Genomic DNA, 25159 nt, shown 5'->3' on the forward strand with positions numbered 1-25159 from the left:
TACATCTAATGAAACTGGACTCCTTTTTGACAAAGCAAAAACTCCCATCATGGTAGAAGTAGAGGTTTTGTTTTTTCTACTGTCTACTATAATGGGAGCATATCACCCGGCTAGGATAGTGGTCTATTTCGGATCATTTCTGCCGAAGCCGACCGCCTTTGAAGCGGTCTACTGTGCTTCCCGGAGTCGTGTTAGCGCACGGCTCCTTCTTTAGTTTTATTATATCTTTGCTGGTTTATACATGCAACAGGAGGATTGTTGGTTAGAGTGATAAATCAACGAAGAGACAACAATTTTTTTTGGTAACACGAGTAACAGACTTGGAAAGACATTTTGCAGGGGATGGATTTGGGGACGAACCCAGTTCAACCACTTCATTAACCATAAACTGTATTTCGTCGTTGTATTGAGCAAAAGCAACCGCGCGACACGCAGGGTGGATTCATTCATATCCCTTATCTCCCGGAACAAGCGGCGCAGCATCCGAATCAGCCCAGCATGGCATTGGATACGATTGTGAACGGGCTGGTTGTGACTATTGAGACCACTATAGCCGCCACCTCTGCAGATATTGTAGAGGCAGGCGGGGAGATTAGTTAGAAATAGCTTCTCAACAGGGCTGAAGCCGTCCCATGGTCATCACGACCTGGGGCGGCCTTCTGCTGCTGCTCACTCCATGACTTGGCGAATGCCTGTTATGGAGGCCGCGCGGATAGCGTCCATTAGTCGATGCGTTCGCACTGCATGGGCGAAGTCGGGAAGCTCGGCTTCACCGCCAGCGATCCGCTCTGCGAATGTGGCGTACAGCTGGGCGACGTTATATCCCGGTCCAGGAGCAATGTGCTTCGTTAAGGAGGAAATGTAGAGGTCTGGTGTCTCAAGCTCCTCGCGTTCTCCGGACGGTCGGAGGAAGCTCATGTTCAGCCGGTCCATCTGGAACATTAGCCCGTCTCGAGGCGTTATAGCCAATTCTCCCTCCGTTCCGATAATCCGCAGCTGAAAGTCAGGCGCTCCCGCATTGACGAATTGAGCGGACACGAGTGCGCCTTGCGTCAGTTCTCCGCCGATAAGTACATGATCAGACCCAGTCGCGCGCACCGTCTGTCCCGTCTCCAGTATATTCACATCGGGGTATTGCGTCGCCAGTGTTGCGGACACTTCAGTGAATGGAGCCACCATGTATTCGATCGCATCCAATAGGTGCGCTGCTCCGATCGTCAGCTGATCGGCTCCGTTGGATTCATCCAATAGATAGGCATGCGCCTGATCGACTGTCCCATTCAATGTCGGGAATGTGGGCAGAGTGACGACGGCATTCACTGCCAGGATACGGCCTACTCTACCTTCAATGATCATATCCCGAATATAACGGACCGTCGGATTGCCGCGCGCCTGTAGGCCGACAATATGCTTAACTCCACGTTCTTCCGCAAGCGCAAGAATCGCCTCCGCTTCTGCTGTCGTTCGGGCAAGCGGCCATTCGCTATACACATGCTTCTTCGCTTCTAATGCCTTTCGAATCAATTGATCATGCTCCGGTACCTTCACTGTGACCGCTACGACATCAACGTCAGACTGCATCGCCATCTCCAGCGCATCCGTATAGGAATGCGCAATGCCGTGGCTTTCCGCCGTCTTCCGGGCGCTTTCCGGCCGTGTACCGGTTACCGCTTTCGCCTCGTATGCCTCCAGTCCTGCGATTGCAGGGACGTGAGCCATGCCGCCCCATGCTCCAGCTCCGATAATGCCTACTCCCCACTGCGTTTTCTTTTCCATGATTTATTCCTCCTCTATCTTGTCGAGCTATCGTACCTGACAAAGTTGAGTATGAACGATATAATCAAATCAGAAAAGAACGCACTTTTTCGTGATATAGTTACCGAATGGTTACGTTTAAGGAGATTATGTTATAGGAGATGATCATATATGGCGGTGAAGAATGACGAAGCGAATATCGGCGTCGTGAGCTCGAGCAAAACGTATCACAATCCGACCGAGGCGACGCTGGACCGCATCGGCGGCAAGTGGAAGACCGCTATTCTATGCATGCTTGCAGAACAGGGGGCGCTGCGCAACGGAGAGATGATGCGAATGCTCTCGCCAATTACGCAGAAAATGCTCACCCAGCAATTAAAGGAGATGGAAGCGGATGGACTCATTCTTCGCACAGTCTACCCGGAGGTGCCGCCCAAAGTCGTCTACGAGCTGACGGAGAGCGGCAGGTCGCTGCGCAAGGTGTTGGACCCCCTCTGTGATTGGGGCAAGCAGTTTATGAAGATATAATGGTCAGTGCTGTCTCTCCGGATAGAGTGACTATTTTGTTGCGGCAAAAGTACGTATAATAAACCCATAACAGGAAGATGGAAGGCGTGAACATAATGAATCATATTGTTTCTTTAAAATGGCTGCTGGCACGCATGTATGAGCCGGATGTTGTCATCGTAGACTGCAGATTTCTGATGGGCCAGCCGGATGCGGGGCGCGAGCTGTATGAGGCATCCCATATTCCCGGAGCAGTGTATCTGGATTTGGAGAGAGATCTGTCCGCTCCCGTTGAAGAGCATGGCGGCCGTCATCCGCTGCCGGATATATTCGACTTGACGGTGGCTATTAGCCGGGTAGGCATCAGCAATGAGTCACTCGTCGTCGCTTATGACGATCAAGGAGGCATGATGGCTTCGCGCTTATGGTGGCTGCTTAAGTATCTGGGGCATGAGCAGGTGTTCGTGCTTGATGAGGGTTACACGGCGTGGGTTGATGCCGGATTCCCGACATCTTCCCAGCAGAAGACGCTGATCCCTGCGAGATACCTGGCGACTGTCCAGCACAATATGCTGGTGGAGATGGATGAGGTGAAGGAGCTGCTCGGTCAGGATCGCGTGACGATCATAGATTCACGTGAAGGCCCGCGCTATCGGGGCGAGGTAGAGCCGATGGACAAGGTCGCCGGCCATATTCCCGGAGCAATTAACCGCTTCTGGAAGGACGGTCTGAGCGATAACGGAGCCTGGAAGGGTGCGGATGCCCAGAGCGAGCGCTTCGCCGATCTGGATCGCGACGGCGAACTGATCGTCTATTGCGGCTCTGGCGTGTCGGCGACACCGAATATCATTGCTCTGCAGGAAGCGGGCTTCTCCAAGGTTAGACTGTATGCGGGAAGCTGGAGCGATTGGATTTCCTATAGCGAGAATCCAGTTGCGGTGGGGGATGAGGAAGGAAAGAAACACGTAAAGTAGAATTTACTTGATAAATACATCGCCATGCGGTTTGAACGCGATGGCGATGTATTTTTTAATGTCAGACCCTGAAACCTCTTTCAGGAAGCTTAGGTCCGAGCGTATGTGTACGCTTTTGGATACATCGTACAGTCCTTGTGAACGTATAGCCTCAACGCTCACGCACACAAAAAGCCGTTCAGCCCCATCTATCTTGATAGCTCCAACCGCCTATCGTATGAAAACCTCGGAGTCAACCACTGGAACCTCCCAGATGTTTGATCAACAGCAAATCAACAGTAAAAGAAAAGAGAATAACAGAATTACTTCACTTCGGCCTCTTACAAATTATGCTATAATTAGACAAGCACATAGAACGGCTTGCAAGGGTGGTCGGCTACCTCTCGTCGAAGGGAGGGATGCCCATGGAGGTTAAAGATGCTTTGACGTTGATGATCGGTTTTGGTGCGCTTATAGTAGCGCTGCTGACGCTGGTTGTTGCCATCATCGCAATATTTAATCAACAAAAATAGACCGCCCCCTGCAAGGTTACGGTCTACTCTCGACTAGTTAACTGAAGCCGACCGCCTTTGAAGCGGTCTACTGTGCTGTCGGAGTCGTGTTGGTAGCACGGCTCCTTCTTTAGTTTTATTATAACGATCTCTATTTATACGTGCAACATGCAGAATGTTGGATAGAATATTAACTTGTATCTGAGAGAGGGGAATGTTGCATGAATTTATATTATTCTATGATCGGTCGATTACTGGACGGCAGGTCGTCGATTCCGAATGAAGGGTATTACATTTACCGGGTATTCCCCGATATTCGGGAGTTAGATGAGCAGTTTAACGAGGAAATGAACCGGAACCGGCTTTTGTCGGTTGCTGATTCCAACGAATATTGGTCTGATGCCATTGATAGCGATTATAGTTAGGAACCACCATTCACCTATATTAAACCTGCAATGGAGATATTTTTGCAGCATGAGCATTATGGCAATGAATTGGTCAAGGAGTGCCTTGAAAGATTGACGGCGCTCGCCAGTCGGGATCATTTCAACAGAAAAGATTATGAAAGACTTATGCTATAATTAGACAAGCACATAGAACGGCTTGCAAGGGTGGTCGGCTACCTCTCGGACGAAGGGAGGGATGCCCATGGAGGTTAAAGACGCTTTGACTTTGATGATCGGTTTTGGTGCGCTTATTGTAGCGCTGCTTACGCTGGTTGTTGCTATAGTCGTAGCGTTTAGCCAAAAGAAATAGACCGCCCCACTGCCAGGTGAACGGTCTATTTCTGACTTATTAACCGAAGCCGACCGCCTTTGAAGCGATCTACTGTGCTGTCGGAGTCGTGTTAGCGCACGGCTCCTTCTTTAGTTTTATTATAACTTTGCTGTTTCATACATGCAACAGAAGGATTGTCGGGTAGATCCAAGCGACTCCATTCGGATTTTGACTTGCGGGATGCTTGTTGGGCAGGCTGTGTCCTTTTCACACCCCGTGAATATAGCTCTTTTAGTGTCAAAAGTGTCAGGACTGACAACGCCCCAACTTTCGCAACTGACGCTTTTAAAGGAGTTTGCTGAGACTGAGGAGTTACAAAACGAGGGTTATCTTTGCAGTTGGCTTTTGCTTGGAAGAAGCAAAAGCCCCTTCCGCGCGTCCAAGCTGATCGTCAATGGCGTCACGGACAGCCGCTTTGCGCCGGACACGGACATCACGCGGGCGGAATTTACGGCTCTGCTCGTTCGCGCACTGGGACTTTATCTGAATCCTGACGGACAAACTTCCGACTTCGCGGATGTGGCGGTGAATGCGTGGTACAGGCCTGCCGTCGAGGCAGCGGTGAATGCAGGACTAGCGAGCGGCCTATCGCCGGACCGATTCGCGCCGAATGAGCGGATCACTCGCGAGCAGATGGCCGTAATGGTTGCCAGAGCACTATCGTTCACGGGCAAGGAGGCGGCAGCAGACATGGGAGTGCTGGGATCGTTCACTGACCGAACGTCAATCTCCGCCTGGGCCGCAGATGCACTTGCTCAAGCTGTGGCTGCAGGTATCATCATGGGCATGCCCGGCGGAACGATTATGCCTTCCGAACATGCAACCCGCGCGCAGGCGACAGCGATGTTGAAGCGGTTATTGCAATATACGGAATTTATCGACTAGAAAGTTGCCGTGTCATTTAGATTAGTAGACCGTCCGGTGATTTTACGGACGGTCTATCTGCTTTGTAAAGCAACAGACATCGTTGTGCAGCACATGTCCTTCTAAATGGAAGGCGTCCGTTCGGTCATTTCAGTCACTCCATTGCACACGGGAAAAATGCCGGCCGTTTTGGATGAGAATGAGTTTTTTTTCGATGTAACCGATGATTTTATGGTGGCCGGATCGTCTATACTTATGAAACTCAATCGAATCAAAATTTGAGGAGGAACAATCTTATGACAGTAAAACTTACCCCTTATATTACTTTGGAGGGACGGGTAAAGGAAGCAATTGCATTTTATGAACAAGCCATCGGTGCAGAAATCCTCTCCATAGCTACTTACGGTGAAATGCCGGACATGCCTAATACGTTCACTGACGAGTTGAGTAGTCTTATAGCGCACGCCAAGTTAAAAGTCGGTGAAACAGAACTCATGTTTTCGGACTCTCCAGGCGGTTCACCTATTGAGAACGGGAAACGGGTAACCATTTGCATTACAACGAATGACGTAGAACAATCAAGACGGATTTATGAAGCCTTGCGGCAAGAAGGTCAAGTCAACATGCCGTTCAAAGAGGAACCTTTCAGCCCAGGATTTGGTGATGTAACGGATAAATTCGGCGTGACCTTTCAAATTTATACGGAGATTGAGCACTAAAAACGATAGCGCCGTGGACGCGTAGCAGTATTAATTCTATGAATACATCGCTATGCGGCTTGTACGCCTTGGCGATGTATTCTTCATGGCTCGAGGTCAACATGGAATGAACACTTACATACGCTGTATCAAAATTTGGACAGTTTGATTATCGGCCTCAAAATGATACGAAGATAATAAGCCAGCAAAGACGCTTTGACGTTGATGATTGGTTTTGGTGCGCTAATTATTGCGCTGCTGACGCCGATTGTTGCCATCATTGCATTAATTATCCAACAAAAATGGTCGGGATCGCGCTTTACTTGGTCAGCATACCTTCCTTCACGCTCGAATTTATTCGCAGCAGAAATCGGAGCAAAGCGGACAAGTGGGTGTGGACCGGCCTGCTTTCATTGTTGCCGATTGTCTATATCCTGTTCTATGATCCCAATACAAGCCATTCCTTTTATGTGCTGATTCATAGTCAGCCTGAACGGGCAGCATGGCTGGCTATGCTGCTGGTCGTTCAGGTTATGATTGTCATTCTTATTCGGTTCAGAGGCATAGATACAACCATGATGTTCAAAAATCGGCTAATTAACCGGAATGTCCACGCGCTTAACCAAAATCTGAAGGGAGTGTTTCATTCCTTCAAAAATACGATCTTTACAGTGAAAATATTATCGATCGCGAGCAGGATATGGAGGTAGTCGGCACGGCTTCAAGCGGGAAGGAAGCGGTACAATTAGCACATAAGGCGCGTCCTGATATTATGTTGATCGATATTGAGATGGAGACGGAAACATCGGGTCTTGAAGCGATTGAGCACATCAAGCGCGAGCTGCTGGATATGAAAATTATCGTGCTCACGATTCACGCCGAGGACGATGTCATGTTCCGAGCCTACGGTGCGGGGGCAATGGATTTCATTGTGAAAACAAATTCGATCTCCGTTATCATTGACTCGATCCGCAGCGCTTATAACAACCGCCTCTACATGCGTCCAGAGATAGCAGAAAAAATACTCGGCGAATTGACAAAGCTGCAAAACGAAAAGAGCAGCTTAATCTATACGCTTAATATTATATCAAAGCTTACGGCAACGGAATTCGAAATCGTAAGAGCGATTTATGATGGAAGCACATACAAGAGCATCGCTAGTGAGCGATCCGTTGAGGAGGTCACAATACGTACCCAGGTCAACAAAATATTGAAGAAATTCAACAAAGGGAGAATGTCGGAGGTCGTTGCTGTGCTGCGCGAGTTGAAAGTTTTTGATATTTACTCGCGTTAAGCAGAAGCTGGAGCGGCTAGCTCTACCTCGATGAAGCCTTCAAAACTAACTGGATATTTTTCTTCTGGCCCAATATTGCTTCCAATGAAAATACATAAAGCAGCCGAAGCAAAATCCGGATAGCGCCAATATGACTGCGACCGCAAGCAAACCTAAGCTGATATTCGCCATCAGGGTGAGATTCAATACATATGCCCCGATACTGATGGATAAAAATAGAATGGCCAACAGGCTGTTGAATCTTAAAAGCTCTCTGCTTTCTGATTTATGACTGGCAGGCAACAAGGGAGAGATCAGGCGTACAAACAAGTTGTAACGAATGCCAAAAGTACGGCTTATCATTTGTACAACGAGGGGAAGAAGCAGAATCCAAAATTGCTGCGAAAGGAAAGTGGCAATAACACATAACAAAATCCCTGTCTGATTCGCTCTTACTCTATGCATGGGAACTTCATCAAGGCATTCATAGGATAATACAGGCTTATTGTTCATAAGAGATTTCCTCCTGAGTTCATAAGTGGTAGAAATATCTTTTATTATACAACATAACATAGTTATCAGGTAGGAAAAATGTAAATTAAACTTTTGATGAGAAGACGAGTCATGTAGTGGAGCTTATCCTACGCCATCACTTTCCAACAAGGAGTAAAAATGATCACGGTCGTCGTTATCGAATTGGCCCAGTGTCCGTATCCTGACAATTTCGTGTCCGCCATGTAATTCTATTTCCTCACCATACCAGTTGTATAGCGCAATCATATGGCGATCCCTATCCAACTCCATGTATCCGTAACATGGTGTCACAGTCACTTTACCGTAAAAGAGCTTAAATTTGATTTTAGCAACAGCTATCCGGAGAAGGAATAACCCAAGTATCTCTCCGCGTTGCGCAAGCTTGGCCAAATATCCGGACTTTCTCCACCTATATACCAATACGCCGATCCAGCTAATCCGTTGTTGACAACCAATTCATACTTCGCGATTAACGATCGGCCTTCCTCGAACCAGATCATATGTTGCACAGACTGCTTTTTATATCCAGCAATATATTGGCCCAAAGTGTGGTTCCATACAGGCTTAAGAGAATAGGGCTCCATCATCTCATTCTGCTCCGTAAGCGTAATGAATGCTGAGGAAGCGACGCTGCCGCTCGGCTTCAATGTCCAATCGCGGTTATAGAAGGGCAGGCCTAGAATGACCTTATCACTAGGCACAACCTTCAGCAGCGTATGGATGGCATTCGTAACATAAGGCAAGGAAGCATTGGGACCTGCGCCAGACAACGCTCCATAATGCTCGTCGTATCCCATCATTACGATATAATCCGCTTGCTTGCCAAGCGCAGCATAATCGAATGCCTCCGTCCAGCTTGTTCCCAGATCAGGAGATACATCTATCGATAGTACCGCACCTTGGGCATGCAGTCGTTCAGCTAACAAAGTAATGAAAGTTGTGTAGGATTGACGATCCTTAGGAGCTACATTTTCAAAATCAATATTAAGCCCATCTAAGTCGTATGTTCTCACCATTTCGACTAATTGATCAATCATTTTGTTTCTGGCCGCTGTATTGGTTAAAATGAAATGCGTCGTTTCCTGGTGGGAGCGATTGCCTACCATAGGCCAAATGGCTTTGTTATTGTTCGTTGCCCATGAAATAAGCTCCTTATCGGTCGCATCTGTTATCGTGCCCGTTTCATCAAGGAAATACCAACGCGGAGATAACGTATTTACATTTGATTTTAAAATATGTTTCGTATATTGTTCCGTCGTCTGACCATATTGCCACCCGATCACGATCCGTTCAGTCGATTTTTGCTCAAGTTCCGCAGCCCCGCGGTCATTTTGCAGCACCCGATCCATGAACATGGCTGTTTCTTCTCTTGATAGCGGGTCCGTCGGCCTGAACTTTCCTCTATCGTCCCCTTGTATTAGCCCCAGCTTATGGACGGCAGCAACAGATGCACTTGCCCAATCGGCAATCTGATCTTCATCTTTGAACGCCTTATTCGCAGTGGACTGGATCTCGGATTGTTTCAATGCCCTTGCCATCCATACCGCAGCTTCCTGACGTGTAACGGATTGCTCCGGTGCGAAGGTTGTGGCTGACTTGCCCTTCGCAAGCTCTAATTGAGTGGCCGCTTGAACGGAGCCATAATGCCAAGAGCTCTGATTGAGATCGGTATAGGGAGTGATGGGACTTGCCACAGGTTCTAGACCCAGCAAGCGGTTCAGCATCACAATAAATTCAGCTCTTGTAACCGATCTATCGGGCGAAAAAGTGGTTGCAGATGTGCCGGTTATGATTTTTTTGTTATATAAGTGAATGATTTCATCCTTGGCATAACTTGTGCCTATATCTTGAAAGGGCAATGCGCTAGCTGCAGCATAGTGCGGAAAAAAGCTGCTTATTGCAAATGAAAAAACAAATAGCACAATATGTAATCTACCAACAATCCTCTTCAAATCTTCGCCTCCCTATACTAACTTAGGAATCATATCAAAGATTGGATGAGTCATCATCGTAAAAATATTGGTAGATTCAGTCGACGGCATGCTATGCCGCGGACTGCTTTTGCTGTGGGCTTGCCTGCTCCGCTTCATCGCTTGCGAGCTGGTTGCGAAGCTCGTTCAGAAGCGAGTTCAGCTCCTGGCGCAGCTCATGAAGCTCACTGCGGCAACGGGCTTGCAGTCGGTCCATATGCGAAGCGGATACTTGCTGCTGCCGAATTTGATAAATCAATTTGTTCGTTATCGTTTCGTTATCGCATAGGCGCGGGGTATACGTAATGGCGGAATGGGATGACATGGAACAGGCTCCTTATTCGTTGATGAAGCCAATATACCAAGCGATTGTTAACGGAGTACTCGTCATTTGTGAAAACAATGTAAGAAATTGTTGTTAGCCGTTTCTTCCCTTGCTGATGGAATCGTTGCTTTGTTACACTTGATCTATATTTTGCCGGCCTTTTGTCGGTTTCCGGAGGTGTGAACGGTGATGTCATGTTGGGGGATCCATTTTCTGCGGTTAAGGTCATGCGAGAGGGCAGGTATATTTGGCGCGCACTCGTTCAAGCTTGTATAGAATCGCAGAAAATGGTTGTTGGCATGTCTGAATGCCTACAACAAAGGAGAGATTGCCGTGCAGCTGAATTGGAAAAAGAAATTCGCCTTTATTTTTACTGGACAACTGTTCTCTATACTGACAACCTCGATGGTTCAGTTCTCGATCATATGGCACCTGACCGAAACAACACAGTCTGCTGTCGTATTGACGATAACCGCTCTCGTCGGATTCCTGCCGCAAGCCATATTGGGCCCGTTCATCGGCGTATGGCTGGATCGCTGGAACCGAAAGCTGACGATGATTGTTGCTGACGGCGCTATTGCGTTGTTCAGCTTGGCGCTCGGTCTCTATTACTACTTCGGTGACCCCGGTCTTGGCTTCGTCTACTTGATTCTGATGGCGCGCTCCGTGGCTTCATCGTTCCATGCGCCGGCCTTCCAGTCCGCGATCCCGCTTATCGCCCCCCAAGACCAGCTGACTCACGTCGCCGGCTGGCATCAGATGGTGTTCTCCAGTTCCAACATTATCGGCCCCGCGCTTGGTATCGCCGTCTATTCGGCTACGTCCCTTGGCACGGTGCTGTTCCTCGATGTTGCGGGAGCATTGATTGCCAATATCATGCTGATGCTTGTTCGCATCGATCAACCGAAGCCGGATACGAAGCAGAAGGCTGAGTTTTTGAAGGAGTTTAAGCTGGGCTGGCAGGCTTTCGTTCAAGTAAAGCCAGTCGTCATCGTCACGGGTGCGACGGCTGTGTTCTCCATCGTATTCATGCCGCTAGCAACATTATTTCCGTTCATGACCTTGTCCCACTTCGAACGGGGCGGCTACAGCGCCAGTCTGGTGGAAGCGGTATTCGCAATCGGTATGATCGTGGGAGGATTGCTGCTGTCCGTCGTAGCGTCCAAGTGGAAGGATATTGCCTATATTTGCATGAGTATATTGATATTGGGCGCTGCCAGTCTGTTCAGCGGTCTGCTTGCGAAGGAAGCATTCATCTTATTCGTCGCGCTGTCGCTGGTCATGGGCGCCGCGGCCCCGTTCTTCAACGGACCATACATGGCGATGATTCAGAAGGCTTACGATCCTGCCATACTTGGCAGGGTCATCTCACTCGTCACTAGTATCATGCTGCTTGCGTCCCCGATCGGATTGCTGATCGCAGGCCCCATCGTCGACCGATACGGCATCCAGTTCTGGTTCGTCGGCTCAGGCCTCGTCACGATGGCGACGGGATTCGTTCTAATTGCGATGTTTAAGCGGTTGGATGCTGCAGTGCCTGCGACACAACAGGAGAGCGGAGCGAATGGCTAATTCGTCAATAATGTGTGAAGCGACCTTGAACCAATAACAACAAAAGCCTCCGAATCCGCTAGATGCGGCTCGGAGGCTTTTCCGTTTATAGGTTACATCCATAGTCGATTGGTCATTTAGAAGTCTGCGCTGCCCATCTTGCCTGCTTGGAAGTCAGCATATGCCTGGACAACTTCATCCTTGGTGTTCATAACGAACGGACCGTATTGGAATACAGGTTCGTTAATTGGTTCCCCGCCGAGCACAAGTACGAGTGTTTCGTTGGTCGTACCTTCAATCCGAATAACGCCGTCCGTATTGTTGAACATTACGAATGAGCCTTCATCGGCTTCGCGCTCTGCGTTAATTATGGCACTTCCCCGCAGTACAATTGCGGCGGCGTTATACGTAGCGGGCAACTCGAATTCGGCGATGCCGCCTTTATTGAAGGCGATATCGAACAGATGAATTGGCGTGAACGTCTGAGCCGGACCTTGTACACCCTTGTAATCGCCTGCGATAATGCGAACCTCGCCTCCGCTATCGGGCAGTGTAACGCGGCCCATCGACGCTTTTGGCAGCTCCTGATAGTTCGGTTCATGCATCTTGTGCTCACGCGGCAGGTTGACCCATAGTTGGATGAAGTGAAACATTCCCCCGCGCTTCGAGAATTCACGTTCATGGTATTCCTTGTGCAGCAGTCCCGAGCCTGCGGTCATCCATTGCACATCTCCGGGGCCGATGATGCCGTGGTTACCATGATTGTCATGATGCTCGACGAAGCCTTCGTATGCGATGGATACCGTCTCGAAGCCTCTGTGCGGATGTGCGCCTACCCCTCTTGTATGGTGACTGGGCGGGAACTCGTAAGGCGCGTTGTAATCGAGAAGCAGGAAAGGGCTGAAGCGCTGGCCGAAGTTATTTCCCGACGGGAAGTAATTGGATACCCGGAATCCGTCGCCAACCATATGGAATGGCGCTCCGCTGTAGATGCCTTCAATTGTACGGAATGTCGTTGTCATAGTCGTATTCGCTCCTTTAAAGATTATTTACATAAATCTTAATATTAATTATCTTTAATTAAAGATAACATGGAGTGCACGGGATGTCAACGTGTGCCGAGTGACCTTTACTGTGCAGAGCTATACTTATCGCATTTTAACATAATAGGAAAATCAGAATAGTGAAGAGTCATTTGCAAATATAGCTACAATTGGCTTTTTACAAGTGGTATATTGAAGGTGGCTGTATGAACAGAAGGCCTAAGATCTTGTTGTCACTTGTAACACCGGAGTCGTTAAGAGGAAGGAAGAAAGGCATGACGTTTCCGATTTGGATTGATTTGGGCTTCATCAGGCTGCATCCGCATGTGGTGTTTGAAGCGCTGGCTTATTTTATCGGCTTTCGCGTGTACCTCTACACCCGCAGGAAGGACAAGCTGCCAATTGCACAAGGCATATGGGTCATTGTAGGAGCGATTCTGGGAGCAGCCGTCGGCTCCAAGGCGCTGTATTGGCTGGAAGATCCCGTCCGTACGATTGAGAATTGGCGCAGCTATACGTATCTCATGGAGGGTAAGACGATCGTCGGAGGGCTGCTTGGCGGATTGATCGGCGTCGAGTGGATGAAGAAGCGCGTAGGCATTGTCCGGTCGACGGGCGATGATATGGCTATTCCTATCATCGTAGGCATGGTCATCGGAAGAATCGGTTGCTTCATGACCGGCTTGAGTGATCATACGTATGGCACGCCGACCTCGTGGATCACGGGCGTTGATTTTGGTGACGGAATTCCGAGACACCCTACGCAGCTTTATGAGATTGTGTTTTTGATCCTTCTGGGCTTGTTGCTCTATCGTTGGAAGAAGAGAGAGCGCTTTCCGGAAGGTGCTGTTTTTCAATTGTTTATGACTGGTTATCTGCTGTTTCGGTTAGCTATAGACTTTATTAAGCCGACACTTCATCCCTATATGGGGTTGAACAACATCCAGCTTGCTTGCATCGTCGGTTTGATCTATTACGCTGTGCTGCTGTCGAGGTGGCTGGGGAAGCCGCACTATTCGCATAAGGGGGAGTTGTAATTGCCGACGAAGAACAGGCCCTATATTTTCTACGAGCTGACGAATAGCATCTGTTCGAAATGCTTGCGCAAGGTAGAAGCCAAGGTCATTATTGAAGACAATCAAGTATTTCTGCTGAAGTATTGCGGGCAGCATGGACGCGAGAAGGTGCTCATTGCGACCGATGCGGACTATTATAAGAAATGTCGCGAATTTCTGAAGCCGGCGGAGATGCCGCAGCATTGGAATACGCCAATCCGATACGGCTGTCCCTACGATTGCGGGCTATGTCCCGATCATGAGCAGCATAGCTGCCTGACGCTGCTGGAGGTGACGGAGCGCTGCAACCTCCAATGTCCCATCTGCTATGCGGAGTCTTCACCGCACAAGGGAGAATGGCGGTCGCTAGAGCAGATTGAGCATATGCTGGACGCAATCGTCCGCAACGAGGGCGAGCCGGATATTGTGCAGATCAGCGGAGGCGAGCCGACGATTCATCCGCAATTTTTTGAAATACTGGATATGGCAAAGAGTAAGCCCATCAAGCATATTATGGTGAATACGAACGGACTTCGCATTGCGCAGGACCGCAGCTTCGCCAAGCGGCTGGCGGACTATATGCCGGGGTTCGAAATTTACTTGCAGTTCGACAGCTTCCGGGAAGAGGCGCTGCTGGAGCTGCGCGGAGTCGATCTTCTGGAGGTTCGTCGACGGGCGCTGGAGCATCTGAATGAATTCAACATCTCTACTACGCTGGTCGTGACGCTCAAGAAGGGGCTGAACGATGACGAGATCGGGGAGATTATTCAGTATGGGCTGCAGCAGCCTGCCGTGCGCGGCGTTACCTTCCAGCCGATTCAGGCTGCAGGCCGGCTGGAGGAGTACGATCCGGCGAAGGACCGCTTGACGCTAACCGAAGTGCGGCAAGGCATCATTGACCAGAGCGGTGTATTCCGGGCGGAGGATATCATTCCGGTGCCATGTCATCCCGACTGCCTGGCTATGGGCTACGCTCTGAAGCTGGGCGGAGAGACGCTGCCGCTGACGGGCTTGATCGACCCCGACATACTGCTGGAAGGCGGCCGTAACACAATCGTATTCGAGCAGGATGAGACGCTGAAGTCCAGCATATTCGAGTTGTTCTCGACCGCGCATTCACCGGAGTCGTCGGCGTTATCGCTGAAGAATCTGCTGTGCTGCTTGCCGATGGTTGCCGTACCGGAGAATATCGGCTACGACAACGTTTTTCGCGTCATCATTATGCAGTTTCTGGATCCTTATCATTTCGATGTGCGCTCGGTCAAGAAGTCATGCGTGCATATTGCTCACCCGGATGGGCGAATCATCCCCTTTGACACCTACAATATTTTTTACCGGGGCGACCAAGAAGAGAAGCTGAAGGCGTTAAGAGAGGAATACGATATGCGTCAAGGAGGGAATTGCCATGATTGATCAACGCGAGGAAGACGGCGGGCAGCAGCCAGAAGTGGCAACGCTTGACAAAGGCAAGCCGCCAGGCCATATGAAGCAGGTATGGCTCGGCATCGGATTGATGGCGCTGCTGCATCTATTGTTATTTATCGTGCCTATTGCTTTTTTCTTCATCGGCATTGCCCAGATCGTGTACTTGCTGCCTGCCATGTTCATCGTACGCAAGAGGAGCGGCATCGTGCAAGGGCTGCTCATTGGGGCGGGCATTACTTTTCTGCTGAACGCGGCTTGCTTCGGCCTGCTGATGGGCGGCGTATTCTCACTATAACCTAAGTGAAAGGAAGCGACGTTTCCGCTGTGGAAACGTCGCTTCGTTCTTGTTGCACGGCATGCAGCGCTACAGCGCCTTGTCATCAATTCCGTTCAGCCACTTCTCAATCTCGCCGATGATGGAATCGACGCAGCCGTCCTGGAACGGCGAGATCAGACCCGCCTCGCGTACAAGCGCCGTGAAGGAGAGGCTTCCGCCCAGCCGGCACAGCTTCATATAAGATGCCCATGCCGCCTCGCGATCCTCTCGCATCCACTTCCAGAATTGAAAGGCGCAGATCTGCGCCAGGGTGTAATCGATGTAATAGAACGGCGAGCTGAAGACATGGCCTTGCTTATGCCAATAGCCACCTTGCTCGTAATACCCGTTGTCCCCATAGCTCCGATGCGGCAAATAGTTCTGTTCGATCTCGCGCCAGGCCTTCTTCCGCTCCGCTGGTGTCGCATCCGGATGCTCATAGACGAAGTGCTGGAATTCGTCCACAGTCACGCCATAAGGGATGAACGTTAATGCGCCGGCCAGGTGGTTGAAGCGGTATTTGTCGGTGTCTTCCTGGAAGAAGCGCTCCATCCACGGCCATGTCAGAAATTCCATGCTCATGGAATGGATCTCCGCCGCTTCGTACGTCGGCCAGTAATATTCGGGAACCTCGAATCCGCTGCTGGAATAGACCTGGAAGGCATGGCCGGCTTCATGCGTGAGCACATCGATATCGTCGGCCGTTCCGTTGAAGTTGGCAAAGATGAACGGCGCCTTGAACTTGCTCATGTAGGTGCAGTAGCCGCCGCTCATCTTCCCTTTCTTGCTGAGCAGATCCATCAGCTTATGCTTCTGCATGTACTGGAAGAAGGCATCCGTCTCCGGCGACAGCTCGGCATACATGGATGCGCCATGCGCAATAATCCATTCAGGGTCGCCCTTCGGCACGGCATTGCCGCTCAAGAACGATAGACTTTCGTCGTAGTACATCAATTGATCGACGCCGATGCGCTCCTGCTGGCGCTTCTTCAGCTTGGACACGATCGGCACGATCGAGACGCGCACTTGCTCACGGAAGCTCGCAACCATGTCCGCATTGTAATCCGTGCGGGACATGCGAATGTAGCCGAGCTCTACGAAGCTGGTATAGCCAAGCTTCCTTGCGATCCGGGTTCTCGTCTTCACCAGATCGTCGTAGATGCGGTCCAGCTGCTCTTCGTGCTGAGTCATGAAGCCGCTGGCGGCTTCCGCTGCGCGCTTGCGCAGGTCGCGATCCGTCGCTTGCTGGAACGGCCTGAGCTGCGAGAGCGTCCGCTCTTCGCCCTCGAACATGATTCTAGCGGATGCAATCAGGGCGTCATACTCCGTAACCAGCTTGTTCTCCCTCTGCAAATCTTCGATAATGGCGGGAGTGAACGCCTTCAGCGACAGCTCGGCCAGTCGGAACAACTGCGTGCCCCACTTCTTCTCCAGCTCATCGCGGAATCGGGATTGGCTCAGCGCGCGATAGTAGTCCGTAATATATTCTTCTACTACAGGTCTGTTGTCGTCGAAGAATGCCTGCTCTTGCTTGTAGAATTCATCCTGTGTATCGATAGAGTGACGTATGTGCACAAGGTCGGCCATGGAGTCGAAGTCGCTGCGCAGCTTGTTAATCTCCGCCATCACGTCGTTTTGCTCCTCTAGTCGGCTTGCCGCGTTGAAGTCGGCCAGCAATTGCGTGAATTGCAGCTTCAGCTGCTTCACATCCGGTCTGACGTAAGGGAATTCATTTAATTGCATCCATTATCAACCCCTCAAGAATGAATTTGTTATTGCAATTCCAGCGGCAGAAAGGCGTATTTGCCATCTCTGACAATAGCGCCTTTACGGACTGGAACACGGTGCCGGAATAAAGGGCCGTCAATGACGGTCGTGTGGAACTCTCCGCCTTCGCCGCAGGGATCGATGCCGCGTGAGATCAGCTCTTGAACGAAGGCGCGGTCGAGCTGTCGGCCGAGATCACGCTCGGACATCCCTAATGTCAGGTTCACCGTCACAACGATAGACGTAAAGCCCAGATCGATAAATGTGTTCACAGCTGCTATGTGATCCATTCGCCATAGCGGCATGCCCAGCGCCAATCCCGCATTGCCGGCCACTCGCTCGTGCCAGCAATCTTCCACCGGCACATCCAGATCACCCGTGACAAGGACTTCTGCCCCTTGCTCTCTTGCTTGTATCAACAGCTTCGTGAACTTCCTCTCATAATCGTCCCAGCTGGTAGCCGCCGTATATACCGGCAGGCCGATCGCGTCGGCTTGCGCCTGAATTATCGCCGGAGACATGCCGTGAGAACGGGAGCGCTGTCCCTCTTCCTCCAGCATAACGATAATGCCGATCGCCTCGCCCGTCTGCATGGCCCGATAGAGCGCTAGCGAGCTGTCCTTCCCTCCACTGTAGGAAGCGATGAAGCGGCGACCAGCGGCGCCGGTAAGCCAATCTTTCTCATCTTTCATGTAGACCGCTCCTTCAACCGATGTATAAGCGTATTTTACCATAGCGCCTTCGCTAAGCAAGCGACGCCTTCCTGGATGGCTTCAGGGGGCAATGCGCCATAGCCCATGACGATCCGGCTTTCGTGACGCCCCTTCACGATCGCATAATCCTCTACCGCATACACCAGCACATTCTGTTCGCGGATCTGACGTATCCGTGCTGGCGTGAAGCGGACTCCCGGAATCTCTACGACCAGATGCATGCCAGCGGATTCACCCAAGATGCGCGCGCCGGGCAAGTGTCGACGCAAGGCAGAGACGAGCGTTTCCCTGCGTTTGCGATATATTTTCCTCATGCGCCGGATATGACGGTCGAAGCAGCCCTCATCCATGAAGCGGGCGAGAACCAGTTGCTCCAGCGTGGACGTATGTCGGTCTGCGAACCATTTCAACCGTCGGTAAGCTTCCACGTACTGAATCGGCAAGACGGCATAGCCGATGCGAAGCGCAGGCGATAATATTTTGCTGAATGTTCCGACGTAGATGACGCGCTCCGGATCAAGTCCCTGAAGCGAGTGAACCGGCGCGCCTTCATAGGTGAATTCGCTATCGTAATCGTCCTCTACGATGAAGCAATCCATGCGGCGTGCGTATTCGATTAATTGAATGCGCCTCTGGATGGGCAATGTGCCGCCAAGCGGGAATTGATGAGAGGGAATGACGAAGATGAAGTCGGGCCGCTCGTGCTCGGGCAGCTCCTCCGGGCGAATGCCCTTATCGTCTACGGGAACTGGGATTAGAGACGCTCCCGCATAGGTGAAGATCGTCCGCATCTCGTCCGTCACGGGATCCTCGACCGCAATTCGCGCCTGCTTGTCCTTGGACAGCAGGTCTGTAATGAGATGGAGTGCCTGCGTCGCGCCAGACGTGATGACGATCTGGTCGGGATGGCAGCGTACACCGCGCGCAAGCTGCAAGTAACGGGCCAGCATCTCGCGCAGCTCCGGCGTTCCTTCCGGGCTCGCATAGCCGAATGCCCGCTCGGGGGTATGCGTACACACTTCCTTCGCCAGCCTGCCCCAGATCGCGCGCGGGAAGTAATCCGCCGCAGGGTGTGCCGCGCGAAAGTCGATCTTGCCCTCCGCAAGCTGCTTGCTCCCTGCAGCGGGAGGCAGTGTCTCTTCGCACCCGTCATCCACCGCAGCTGTAGGGAAGTGCGAGCCGGCGGCGATATAGGTGCCGGACTGCGGACGCACCTCCAGATAACCCTCAGCGAGCAGCCGGTCGTATACTTCCATAATAATATTGCGCGACACGCCAATTGAGGAGGCCAGCTCGCGGCTGGAGAGCAGCCGCTCCCCTTCGCGTAGCTCCTTCTGCAATATGCGCTTTCGCAATTGTTCATACACTTGAACGGTAAGAGAGGTAGTGCTTGTGCGATCTACCGGAAACCACAGCATAGCGAGCTCGCTCCTTTCTGCAGCATGATGATAACTGGTACCATCATATATTCATCTGTCTGGCACTTTTGAATACCAGTATATCATGTTATGCTGTCGATAACGAAAGGGGCGTGCTTGCATGATGAAGACGATCGGACTAATTGGAGGGCTAAGCTGGGAATCGACGGCTGAGTATTACAAATATATTAATCAAGGCATGATGAATAAGCTGGGGGGATTGAACTCGGCGAAAATCCTGCTCTACTCTTGCAACTTCGAGGAGGTTGTTCGTCTGCAGAAGGCGGGCGCCTGGGAAGAAGCGGCGGCTGTATTGGCGGATGCCGCGCGGAAGCTGGAGGCTGGAGGCAGCGACATGATATTGATCTGCACTAATACGATGCATGTCGTGGCGAAGGAAGTGCAGGAAGCGGTGTCTATTCCGCTGCTTCATATCGTGGATACGACAGTGGCGCGAATCAAGAGCAAGGGACTGCGCGCAATCGGCGTGCTGGGCACACGTTATACGATGGAACAGAGCTTCTACTGCGACCGTCTGCGGGAGCAAGGCCTTGAGGTGATTATTCCCGAAGAAGCGGATCGTATTCGCATACACGATATTATTTTTGACGAGCTGTGCAAGGGAGAGTTGAAGGCGGAATCCAGAGCGGAATACACAGCTATTATAGAACGGCTGCGGGCGCTCGGCGCAGAAGGCGTTATACTGGGCTGTACGGAAATTCCGCTGCTGATCAAGCAGGACGACGTAGACCTTCCGATCTTCGATACTACGCTTATCCATGCGGAAGCGGCCGTGGCATTCGCTCTTTCGCATGAAGCATCGAGCTTGCAGGAAGCTTGATGACCATTGTGGCATAGAAAGATCCGTACCTAACCGTTAGCGCAGCGCGCGGGGATGGGACGGTTCTTTTTTTTCATTCATGCTGAATCTGTCAGATTGCTCATGATACGCGGGCCGTGCTGCATATGCTCATTATAAGCTGGCAGTCGGGAATTCATGAACGAGGAGCAATGCGCGAAGGAGGCGTCTCGTATGAGGAAGCGAATCGTCATATTGGGCGGGGGATACGGCGGATTAATCTGCGCGCGTACTGTGCGCACACATCTGTCTCCTCAGCAAGCTGCCGTAACGATGATTAATCGTCATCCCACTCATCAAATTGTAACAGAGCTGCATCGTCTGGCTGCAGGGAATGTATCACAGCATGCCGTGTCCCTCCCATTGGAGAGATTATTGAAGCGGAAGGAGATCGCTCTGCAGATCGGAACTGCAAGCAGCATTGACATACAAGGCGGCGGAATCAGGATGGATAGCGGCGATAGCCTGGAATATGATGTTCTGGTGCTGGCGCTCGGCAGCGAGACGAATTACTTCGGCATTCCGGGCTTGCAGGAGAATAGCTTCAGTCTGAAGTCCGTCGCCGACGCGAATCGGATACATGCTCATCTGGTGCAACAGATTCGGCAATTCAAGCTGACGGGAGACCGTTCGGACGCTACGTTCGTGGTAGGAGGGGGCGGGCTGTCAGGCGTAGAGCTGATCGGGGAATTCGCTGACGAGCTGCCCGGCATATGCCGGCGGCACGGAGTGAGCTTCGAAGATATTCGTCTCTATCTGATCGAAGCGATGCCCACTATTCTACCGATGTTGCCGCCGCACTTGATGCAGAGAGCGATCTCCAGTCTGGAGGCAAGAGGGGTTCGCTTCATTCTGGGATGCCCAGTTATCGGCATGCGGGACAGGGCTGTCAGCCTGAAGGACGGCACCGTAATCCAGACGGGCACGTTCGTCTGGACGGGCGGCGTGAAGGGCAATCCGTTGGTGGCGGGGTGCGGAATCGAGGTGGAGCGCGGAAGAGCGAAGGTGAATCCGTTCCTGCAGTCGGCGTCCCATCCCTCTGTCTTCTTGGCTGGCGATTGTGCGGTCGTCATGCATTACAACGGCAAGCCATATCCACCTTCCGCACAGCTCGCGATGCAGATGGGAAGAAGGGCTGGCGAGAATATTGCTGCTTCTATCCAAGGAAAGCGAATGAAGGCGTTTCATCCTCAATTGACAGGAACATTGGCTAGTCTGGGGCGCAAGGATGGCGTTGGCACCATTGGCAAGCGGGGCATTACGTTAAAGGGACCGGCTGCTTCGATGATGAAGAAGGCCAGCAATGTCCGTTACCTGTCGAGTATTAACGGCTTGTTCTCATTGTTGCAATAAGAGAGTGACGGCATGAATGACGAAAAGACCGTGCCCATGCTGAACTGCCCCCAATTATTATTAGCACGTTGTCTGATAATAATTGGGGGCAGTTCGAGTTGGGAAACGGTCTTATTGATGTGCGGGCTTAAGCCAATCGCAATTCTTCCCTTGAGGCAATGTTCTGCCGGAGCGCCTCCTGTCGCAGCTCCAGGTACAGCTCCGCTTTGGTAGCGTTGATATAAGGCCATACGAACAGTACGCCGACGAACAGCGCCAATAGGCCCAGCAGAATCCAACCCAGGAAGCTGAGATCCAGTACGAAAATGCGGAATTTATGCCCTCTTGTCATGCTGTTGCTCAAGTCAACCGCCCGTCTATACCCGATATTGGGGTTATCCGCCAGAATGAAGGGGACCTGGCTGTAAGCGTAGGATTTCACAATGCCTGGAATAATGAAGAGGAGTGTCCACAGTATCGTCAGCAGAGCTCTCCAGAGCATCGCCTTCAATGTATCCCAGTATCTGCCCTTGCCGAATGCGAATCCCAGATGATTCAAGTTGACCTCTTGCTCTGCGGAGCGCTTGAAGTAAAGCATGGCGCCAATCTCCAACGGAAAGCCGAGGAAGATTCGGAAGGCAAGCGAAATCACAATCGCGCCTAACATAATAACAATCATGATGCCGATGAGGAATGCGGCTATTCCGCCTCCAACGTTGCTCCCCATGTCGCTCAAGGATGTTCCGAGATCAAAATCATCATTAAAGTCAAAGTTGAAAGATGGCAGTGAGACGCCGCTGCTGCCACCGCCTGCGATAACTAATAGGATGCTGGCAAGAAAGGCCTTCCAGTAAGAAGTTCTCAGTACATCTTTGGCCCTATCTTTCAATTGCTTGCGATTCCACATAGCGATACTCCTTCATAGTATATTTTCTAATATACTACAGGAATTGGGTATGGAAATATACCCATTATTTCACTTCTTCATCGTACTGGAGTGGAATTATCCAGTAATCGTTGCCGAAAGTCTTCTGCATGGTCCACCATCAGGTAAATGTGTGTGGAAGAACGCTTCATGCCAAATGGCAATGTCGCTTCCACAGGTTCAGCGCATTCGATAAGTACGTTAGGCGCGTCGCTGCCCACCACGATCGCCACATTCCGTTGCTCCTTCGTCACTTCCAGCTCATAGACGGCAGCCGTTACAGCTGTAATCTGATGCAAGGGAATGTCCAGCTGTGCGCTTAGGCCGTAACGGATCTGGACGACGTTCGGCTTCACGACAATGGGACTCAGCTTCATCGCGCGGTAATTGCCCAGCACGGAAAGGAGAACGTACACGTTGCTAATGGTAAGTATCCATGCGGCGATATGCGACCACTGAGCGATTAGCAGATGAAAGGCCACTCCTTCCAGCGTAAGCGCAAATGCGAGAAAGTAGACCATAAGTAGAGCGTTGCTATTCTTATGATATGTGAACAGATCGGCTGCATCCGCATGATATAGGGCAGCTTGGCGTGAGACTGCCTTCTGTCCCCATGAGCCTAGCGCATAGTAATACATGCATGCCTCATAAGTCCAATAGCTAAGTCCGCGATCTTTTGACAGGAAAATCGCAATCTTTCGTCTTATAGCGTCATATCCAGAAGCGGGTGAGGGATTGCCGGCTTCGCATGCTTGAAGCATATGCCGGATGCGGTGGAAGCTTAGCCATCCCAATAGCAGGATGATGGGTAGCAAGATGAAGCCGAATCGATGTTCAGCTTCGTACCCGTAGGCGCTCAGCAGCAGAGCGGATCCGATATATCCCGCTGTCATTAGAAGAATGGGAATGATCCATCTGCTAATTGGCTTTCGCTTATGTATAACAAAGTAGAGTAAGGGAAGCACCAGGCAGAAGTCAATTCCGACAGCAAGCGGAACGAACGGGATAAGCTCCTTGTCTTGTACCGGATCAATCGTGTGAAGCATTGTCAGGTTAGCCGCGGGTAGGATGAGCAGAAGCAATGGGAACAGCAACTTGCTCATAGCGACCTTGCGCGAGAGGATCGTCATCATTGTTCATCTCCTTCATGATTACTCCTGTATTCTCCATTGTATAGAATGAAGGAGAGTATACAAGATGACAAAATAATGCTGATGGAAACTTTCTGTGAATTCAGCGCTAGGCCTTGGGACTAACCGGTATGTAGATGTCCATCTCCAACAGTTCGTTGCGTTCGCTGCAGCTGCGTTCGTCATAATATCCAAATTCGGGAGCCGCCGCATGTTCATAATTAGAGTTCGGCAATAACGCTGCCAGAAAGCAGGGATGTCCCCATTGTTCTCTCCATCTGCTGTCCTTGTACGAATAGCATACCCGATCACATCAAATCCTGGTTTCGTTACAATGCGTGCTTGCATGTCTACATCTTCCTTAATCCAATTGGATATTTCTTCTTACAGTATAACGCGATAAGAACTTATGTTCTATTTCCGGAAAGGGATAGCTGAAGATAGGATCTTTCCATTTTACATATTGCTTTTGTAGTCGATTAGACGATATGCTGAATATATCTTTATTATAATTTAGCGATAGGAATCGATTACACATGACAATAGGTTTTTTTGACTCCGGTATCGGTGGATTGACGGTGTTGGAGGAATCGTTAAGGAAGCTGCCGAACGAGGATTATCTGTATATGGCGGATACGCTGCATGTGCCATACGGTACTAAGACGAAGGAAGAGGTCAGATCGCACATTCTGGAATCCGTAGCGCGGATGGTGGATATCGGCATAGATGCGCTCGTTGTTGCATGCAATACGGCGACCAGTATCGCAGTGAACGATCTGCGGGAGCTGTACGACTTCCCGATTATCGGGATGGAGCCGGCTGTCAAGCCTGCGGTGGAGATGAACCGCGCCACTGGGAAGCGGGTGCTCGTATGCGCGACGCCGCTAACGCTGCAGCAGCCGAAATATTACGCGCTCGTATCGCGGGTGGACGAGACGGGCATCGTCGATTCTTTGCCGTTGCCGGAGCTCGTGCTTCTCTGCGAGAATCTTCAGTTCGATAAGGGCGTGATGGAGGATTACTTTCTCTCCAAGCTGGCGCCATACGACCTGAGCCAATATGGCATTATCGTGTTGGGCTGTACGCATTATCCGTTCTACAAGCATATCCTTCGCGGATTGCTGCCGCCGCATATCGAAATTGTCGACGGCAATGCGGGGACTGTGAAGCGGCTTACCGCCATGTTGAACCGTTACGGCATCGGTATAGGCAAGGGAAGCGGCAGCATACGGTTAATGTGTACGGATGACAGCCCGGCATATATCGATAAGATGGCGAAGGCGCTGGCCTTCCTGCAAGGCAATCATGGCGAGCATTCCTCGCTTCAGCCGATGCATCATTCATAAGCTAACACAAGCCCAATAACACCCCTGTCATAAGACTCTCTTATGACAGGGGTGTTGTTGTTTGCCGCAATATTGAAGACAAGCACAAAGGGAAGTAACCGGACGAAAATG

The 25159-nt window shown here is 50.9% G+C and carries 28 protein-coding genes and 1 pseudogene; 18 read left to right on the forward strand and 11 right to left on the reverse strand.

Going from position 1 to position 25159, the window contains the following annotated elements:
• Positions 1 to 405: 405 nt before the first annotated feature.
• Positions 406 to 600 (forward strand): pyroglutamyl-peptidase I family protein, encoded by a 195-nt coding sequence (locus tag ACFQ2I_RS14985; RefSeq protein WP_377565992.1) that lies wholly within the window; start codon positions 406 to 408, stop codon positions 598 to 600.
• Positions 601 to 669: 69 nt separating this feature from the next.
• On the opposite strand, the gene ACFQ2I_RS14990 is transcribed toward ACFQ2I_RS14985, so the two are convergent.
• Entirely contained in the window at positions 670 to 1776 is a 1107-nt protein-coding gene (locus tag ACFQ2I_RS14990) for a Gfo/Idh/MocA family protein (RefSeq protein ID WP_377565351.1), read from the reverse strand.
• Between the two features lie 150 nt (positions 1777 to 1926).
• Between ACFQ2I_RS14990 and ACFQ2I_RS14995 the strand changes: the two genes are divergently transcribed.
• The 10 genes and pseudogenes from ACFQ2I_RS14995 (at position 1927) to ACFQ2I_RS15040 (ending at position 7360) form a co-directional block, all read left to right on the forward strand.
• Positions 1927 to 2283, forward strand: a complete 357-nt coding sequence (locus ACFQ2I_RS14995) for a winged helix-turn-helix transcriptional regulator (RefSeq protein ID WP_377565354.1) — start codon at positions 1927 to 1929, stop codon at positions 2281 to 2283.
• Positions 2284 to 2378: 95 nt separating this feature from the next.
• Complete coding sequence (locus ACFQ2I_RS15000) at positions 2379 to 3236, forward strand: sulfurtransferase (protein WP_377565995.1); 858 nt, start codon at positions 2379 to 2381, stop codon at positions 3234 to 3236.
• Positions 3237 to 3640: 404 nt separating this feature from the next.
• Positions 3641 to 3748, forward strand: a complete 108-nt coding sequence (locus tag ACFQ2I_RS15005) for a putative holin-like toxin (protein ID WP_262679856.1) — start codon at positions 3641 to 3643, stop codon at positions 3746 to 3748.
• Positions 3749 to 3948: 200 nt separating this feature from the next.
• Complete coding sequence (locus ACFQ2I_RS15010) at positions 3949 to 4152, forward strand: hypothetical protein (RefSeq protein WP_377565356.1); 204 nt, start codon at positions 3949 to 3951, stop codon at positions 4150 to 4152.
• Positions 4153 to 4375: 223 nt separating this feature from the next.
• A complete protein-coding gene (locus tag ACFQ2I_RS15015) occupies positions 4376 to 4483 on the forward strand; it encodes a putative holin-like toxin (protein WP_377565358.1) in 108 nt (35 codons plus the stop codon).
• A 366-nt stretch (positions 4484 to 4849) separates the two neighbouring features.
• The gene (locus tag ACFQ2I_RS15020; RefSeq protein WP_377565360.1) at positions 4850 to 5389 is read left to right on the forward strand and encodes an S-layer homology domain-containing protein; all 540 of its coding nucleotides are present in this window, start codon (positions 4850 to 4852) and stop codon (positions 5387 to 5389) included.
• Positions 5390 to 5664: 275 nt separating this feature from the next.
• Entirely contained in the window at positions 5665 to 6087 is a 423-nt protein-coding gene (locus tag ACFQ2I_RS15025) for a VOC family protein (protein WP_377565363.1), read from the forward strand.
• Positions 6088 to 6282: 195 nt separating this feature from the next.
• Positions 6283 to 6342 (forward strand): annotated as a pseudogene (locus tag ACFQ2I_RS15030) (putative holin-like toxin); the annotation flags it as partial.
• 47 nt (positions 6343 to 6389) lie between these two features.
• Positions 6390 to 6776, forward strand: a complete 387-nt coding sequence (locus ACFQ2I_RS15035) for a hypothetical protein (RefSeq protein WP_377566046.1) — start codon at positions 6390 to 6392, stop codon at positions 6774 to 6776.
• Positions 6767 to 7360 (forward strand): response regulator, encoded by a 594-nt coding sequence (locus ACFQ2I_RS15040; protein ID WP_377565365.1) that lies wholly within the window; start codon positions 6767 to 6769, stop codon positions 7358 to 7360. The genes ACFQ2I_RS15035 and ACFQ2I_RS15040 overlap by 10 nt, the downstream gene beginning before the upstream one ends.
• A 45-nt stretch (positions 7361 to 7405) precedes the next feature.
• Here ACFQ2I_RS15040 and ACFQ2I_RS15045 read toward each other — a convergent pair whose 3' ends face one another.
• From ACFQ2I_RS15045 to ACFQ2I_RS15060, 4 genes are all read right to left on the reverse strand, one after another.
• Complete coding sequence (locus tag ACFQ2I_RS15045; RefSeq protein ID WP_377565367.1) at positions 7406 to 7852, reverse strand: DUF4395 domain-containing protein; 447 nt, start codon at positions 7850 to 7852, stop codon at positions 7406 to 7408.
• Between the two features lie 123 nt (positions 7853 to 7975).
• Positions 7976 to 8212 (reverse strand): hypothetical protein, encoded by a 237-nt coding sequence (locus tag ACFQ2I_RS15050; RefSeq protein WP_377565998.1) that lies wholly within the window; start codon positions 8210 to 8212, stop codon positions 7976 to 7978.
• On the reverse strand, positions 8209 to 9825 hold the full coding sequence (locus ACFQ2I_RS15055; RefSeq protein ID WP_377565369.1) for an S-layer homology domain-containing protein: 1617 nt from the start codon (positions 9823 to 9825) through the stop codon (positions 8209 to 8211). Before ACFQ2I_RS15055 ends, ACFQ2I_RS15050 begins: the two co-directional genes overlap by 4 nt.
• A gap of 91 nt (positions 9826 to 9916) precedes the next feature.
• The gene (locus ACFQ2I_RS15060) at positions 9917 to 10168 is read right to left on the reverse strand and encodes a hypothetical protein (protein WP_377565372.1); all 252 of its coding nucleotides are present in this window, start codon (positions 10166 to 10168) and stop codon (positions 9917 to 9919) included.
• 333 nt (positions 10169 to 10501) lie between these two features.
• Here ACFQ2I_RS15060 and ACFQ2I_RS15065 point away from each other — a divergent pair, with 333 nt between their 5' ends.
• A complete protein-coding gene (locus tag ACFQ2I_RS15065; protein WP_377565374.1) occupies positions 10502 to 11740 on the forward strand; it encodes an MFS transporter in 1239 nt (412 codons plus the stop codon).
• A gap of 116 nt (positions 11741 to 11856) precedes the next feature.
• Here ACFQ2I_RS15065 and ACFQ2I_RS15070 read toward each other — a convergent pair whose 3' ends face one another.
• Positions 11857 to 12741, reverse strand: a complete 885-nt coding sequence (locus ACFQ2I_RS15070; RefSeq protein ID WP_377565376.1) for a pirin family protein — start codon at positions 12739 to 12741, stop codon at positions 11857 to 11859.
• Positions 12742 to 13037: 296 nt separating this feature from the next.
• Here ACFQ2I_RS15070 and ACFQ2I_RS15075 point away from each other — a divergent pair, with 296 nt between their 5' ends.
• The 3 genes from ACFQ2I_RS15075 to ACFQ2I_RS15085 are packed head-to-tail and all read left to right on the forward strand — an operon-like array spanning position 13038 to position 15537.
• Complete coding sequence (locus tag ACFQ2I_RS15075) at positions 13038 to 13799, forward strand: prolipoprotein diacylglyceryl transferase (protein ID WP_377565379.1); 762 nt, start codon at positions 13038 to 13040, stop codon at positions 13797 to 13799.
• On the forward strand, positions 13800 to 15230 hold the full coding sequence (locus tag ACFQ2I_RS15080) for a radical SAM protein (protein WP_377565381.1): 1431 nt from the start codon (positions 13800 to 13802) through the stop codon (positions 15228 to 15230).
• Complete coding sequence (locus tag ACFQ2I_RS15085) at positions 15223 to 15537, forward strand: hypothetical protein (RefSeq protein WP_377565383.1); 315 nt, start codon at positions 15223 to 15225, stop codon at positions 15535 to 15537. Before ACFQ2I_RS15080 ends, ACFQ2I_RS15085 begins: the two co-directional genes overlap by 8 nt.
• A 69-nt stretch (positions 15538 to 15606) precedes the next feature.
• On the opposite strand, the gene ACFQ2I_RS15090 is transcribed toward ACFQ2I_RS15085, so the two are convergent.
• Genes ACFQ2I_RS15090 through pdxR form a run of 3 tightly spaced genes read right to left on the reverse strand, consistent with a single transcriptional unit; the run spans position 15607 to position 19456 of the window.
• Positions 15607 to 17301 (reverse strand): M3 family oligoendopeptidase, encoded by a 1695-nt coding sequence (locus ACFQ2I_RS15090; protein ID WP_377565386.1) that lies wholly within the window; start codon positions 17299 to 17301, stop codon positions 15607 to 15609.
• A 29-nt stretch (positions 17302 to 17330) separates the two neighbouring features.
• On the reverse strand, positions 17331 to 18017 hold the full coding sequence (locus ACFQ2I_RS15095) for a Dph6-related ATP pyrophosphatase (protein WP_377565389.1): 687 nt from the start codon (positions 18015 to 18017) through the stop codon (positions 17331 to 17333).
• 35 nt (positions 18018 to 18052) lie between these two features.
• Complete coding sequence (gene pdxR, locus ACFQ2I_RS15100) at positions 18053 to 19456, reverse strand: MocR-like pyridoxine biosynthesis transcription factor PdxR (RefSeq protein WP_377565392.1); 1404 nt, start codon at positions 19454 to 19456, stop codon at positions 18053 to 18055.
• Between the two features lie 124 nt (positions 19457 to 19580).
• Between pdxR and ACFQ2I_RS15105 the strand changes: the two genes are divergently transcribed.
• Positions 19581 to 20297 carry an aspartate/glutamate racemase family protein gene (locus tag ACFQ2I_RS15105; RefSeq protein ID WP_377566000.1) on the forward strand — a complete coding sequence of 239 codons (717 nt, stop codon included), beginning with the start codon at positions 19581 to 19583 and terminating at the stop codon, positions 20295 to 20297.
• A gap of 192 nt (positions 20298 to 20489) precedes the next feature.
• Positions 20490 to 21668, forward strand: a complete 1179-nt coding sequence (locus ACFQ2I_RS15110) for an NAD(P)/FAD-dependent oxidoreductase (RefSeq protein ID WP_377565395.1) — start codon at positions 20490 to 20492, stop codon at positions 21666 to 21668.
• Positions 21669 to 21795: 127 nt separating this feature from the next.
• Here the strand turns inward: ACFQ2I_RS15110 and ACFQ2I_RS15115 are convergent, their stop codons facing one another.
• Together ACFQ2I_RS15115 and ACFQ2I_RS15120 are read right to left on the reverse strand one after the other, a co-directional pair.
• On the reverse strand, positions 21796 to 22554 hold the full coding sequence (locus tag ACFQ2I_RS15115) for a DUF975 family protein (RefSeq protein ID WP_377565397.1): 759 nt from the start codon (positions 22552 to 22554) through the stop codon (positions 21796 to 21798).
• Positions 22555 to 22631: 77 nt separating this feature from the next.
• The gene (locus ACFQ2I_RS15120; RefSeq protein ID WP_377565400.1) at positions 22632 to 23705 is read right to left on the reverse strand and encodes a hypothetical protein; all 1074 of its coding nucleotides are present in this window, start codon (positions 23703 to 23705) and stop codon (positions 22632 to 22634) included.
• 533 nt (positions 23706 to 24238) lie between these two features.
• Between ACFQ2I_RS15120 and murI the strand changes: the two genes are divergently transcribed.
• Positions 24239 to 25048 (forward strand): glutamate racemase, encoded by an 810-nt coding sequence (gene murI / locus ACFQ2I_RS15125; RefSeq protein ID WP_377565402.1) that lies wholly within the window; start codon positions 24239 to 24241, stop codon positions 25046 to 25048.
• The last annotated feature ends 111 nt before the right edge of the window (positions 25049 to 25159 follow it).

The sequence above is a fragment of the Paenibacillus chungangensis genome, from assembly GCF_042675905.1.
Classification (GTDB): domain Bacteria; phylum Bacillota; class Bacilli; order Paenibacillales; family Paenibacillaceae; genus Pristimantibacillus; species Pristimantibacillus chungangensis.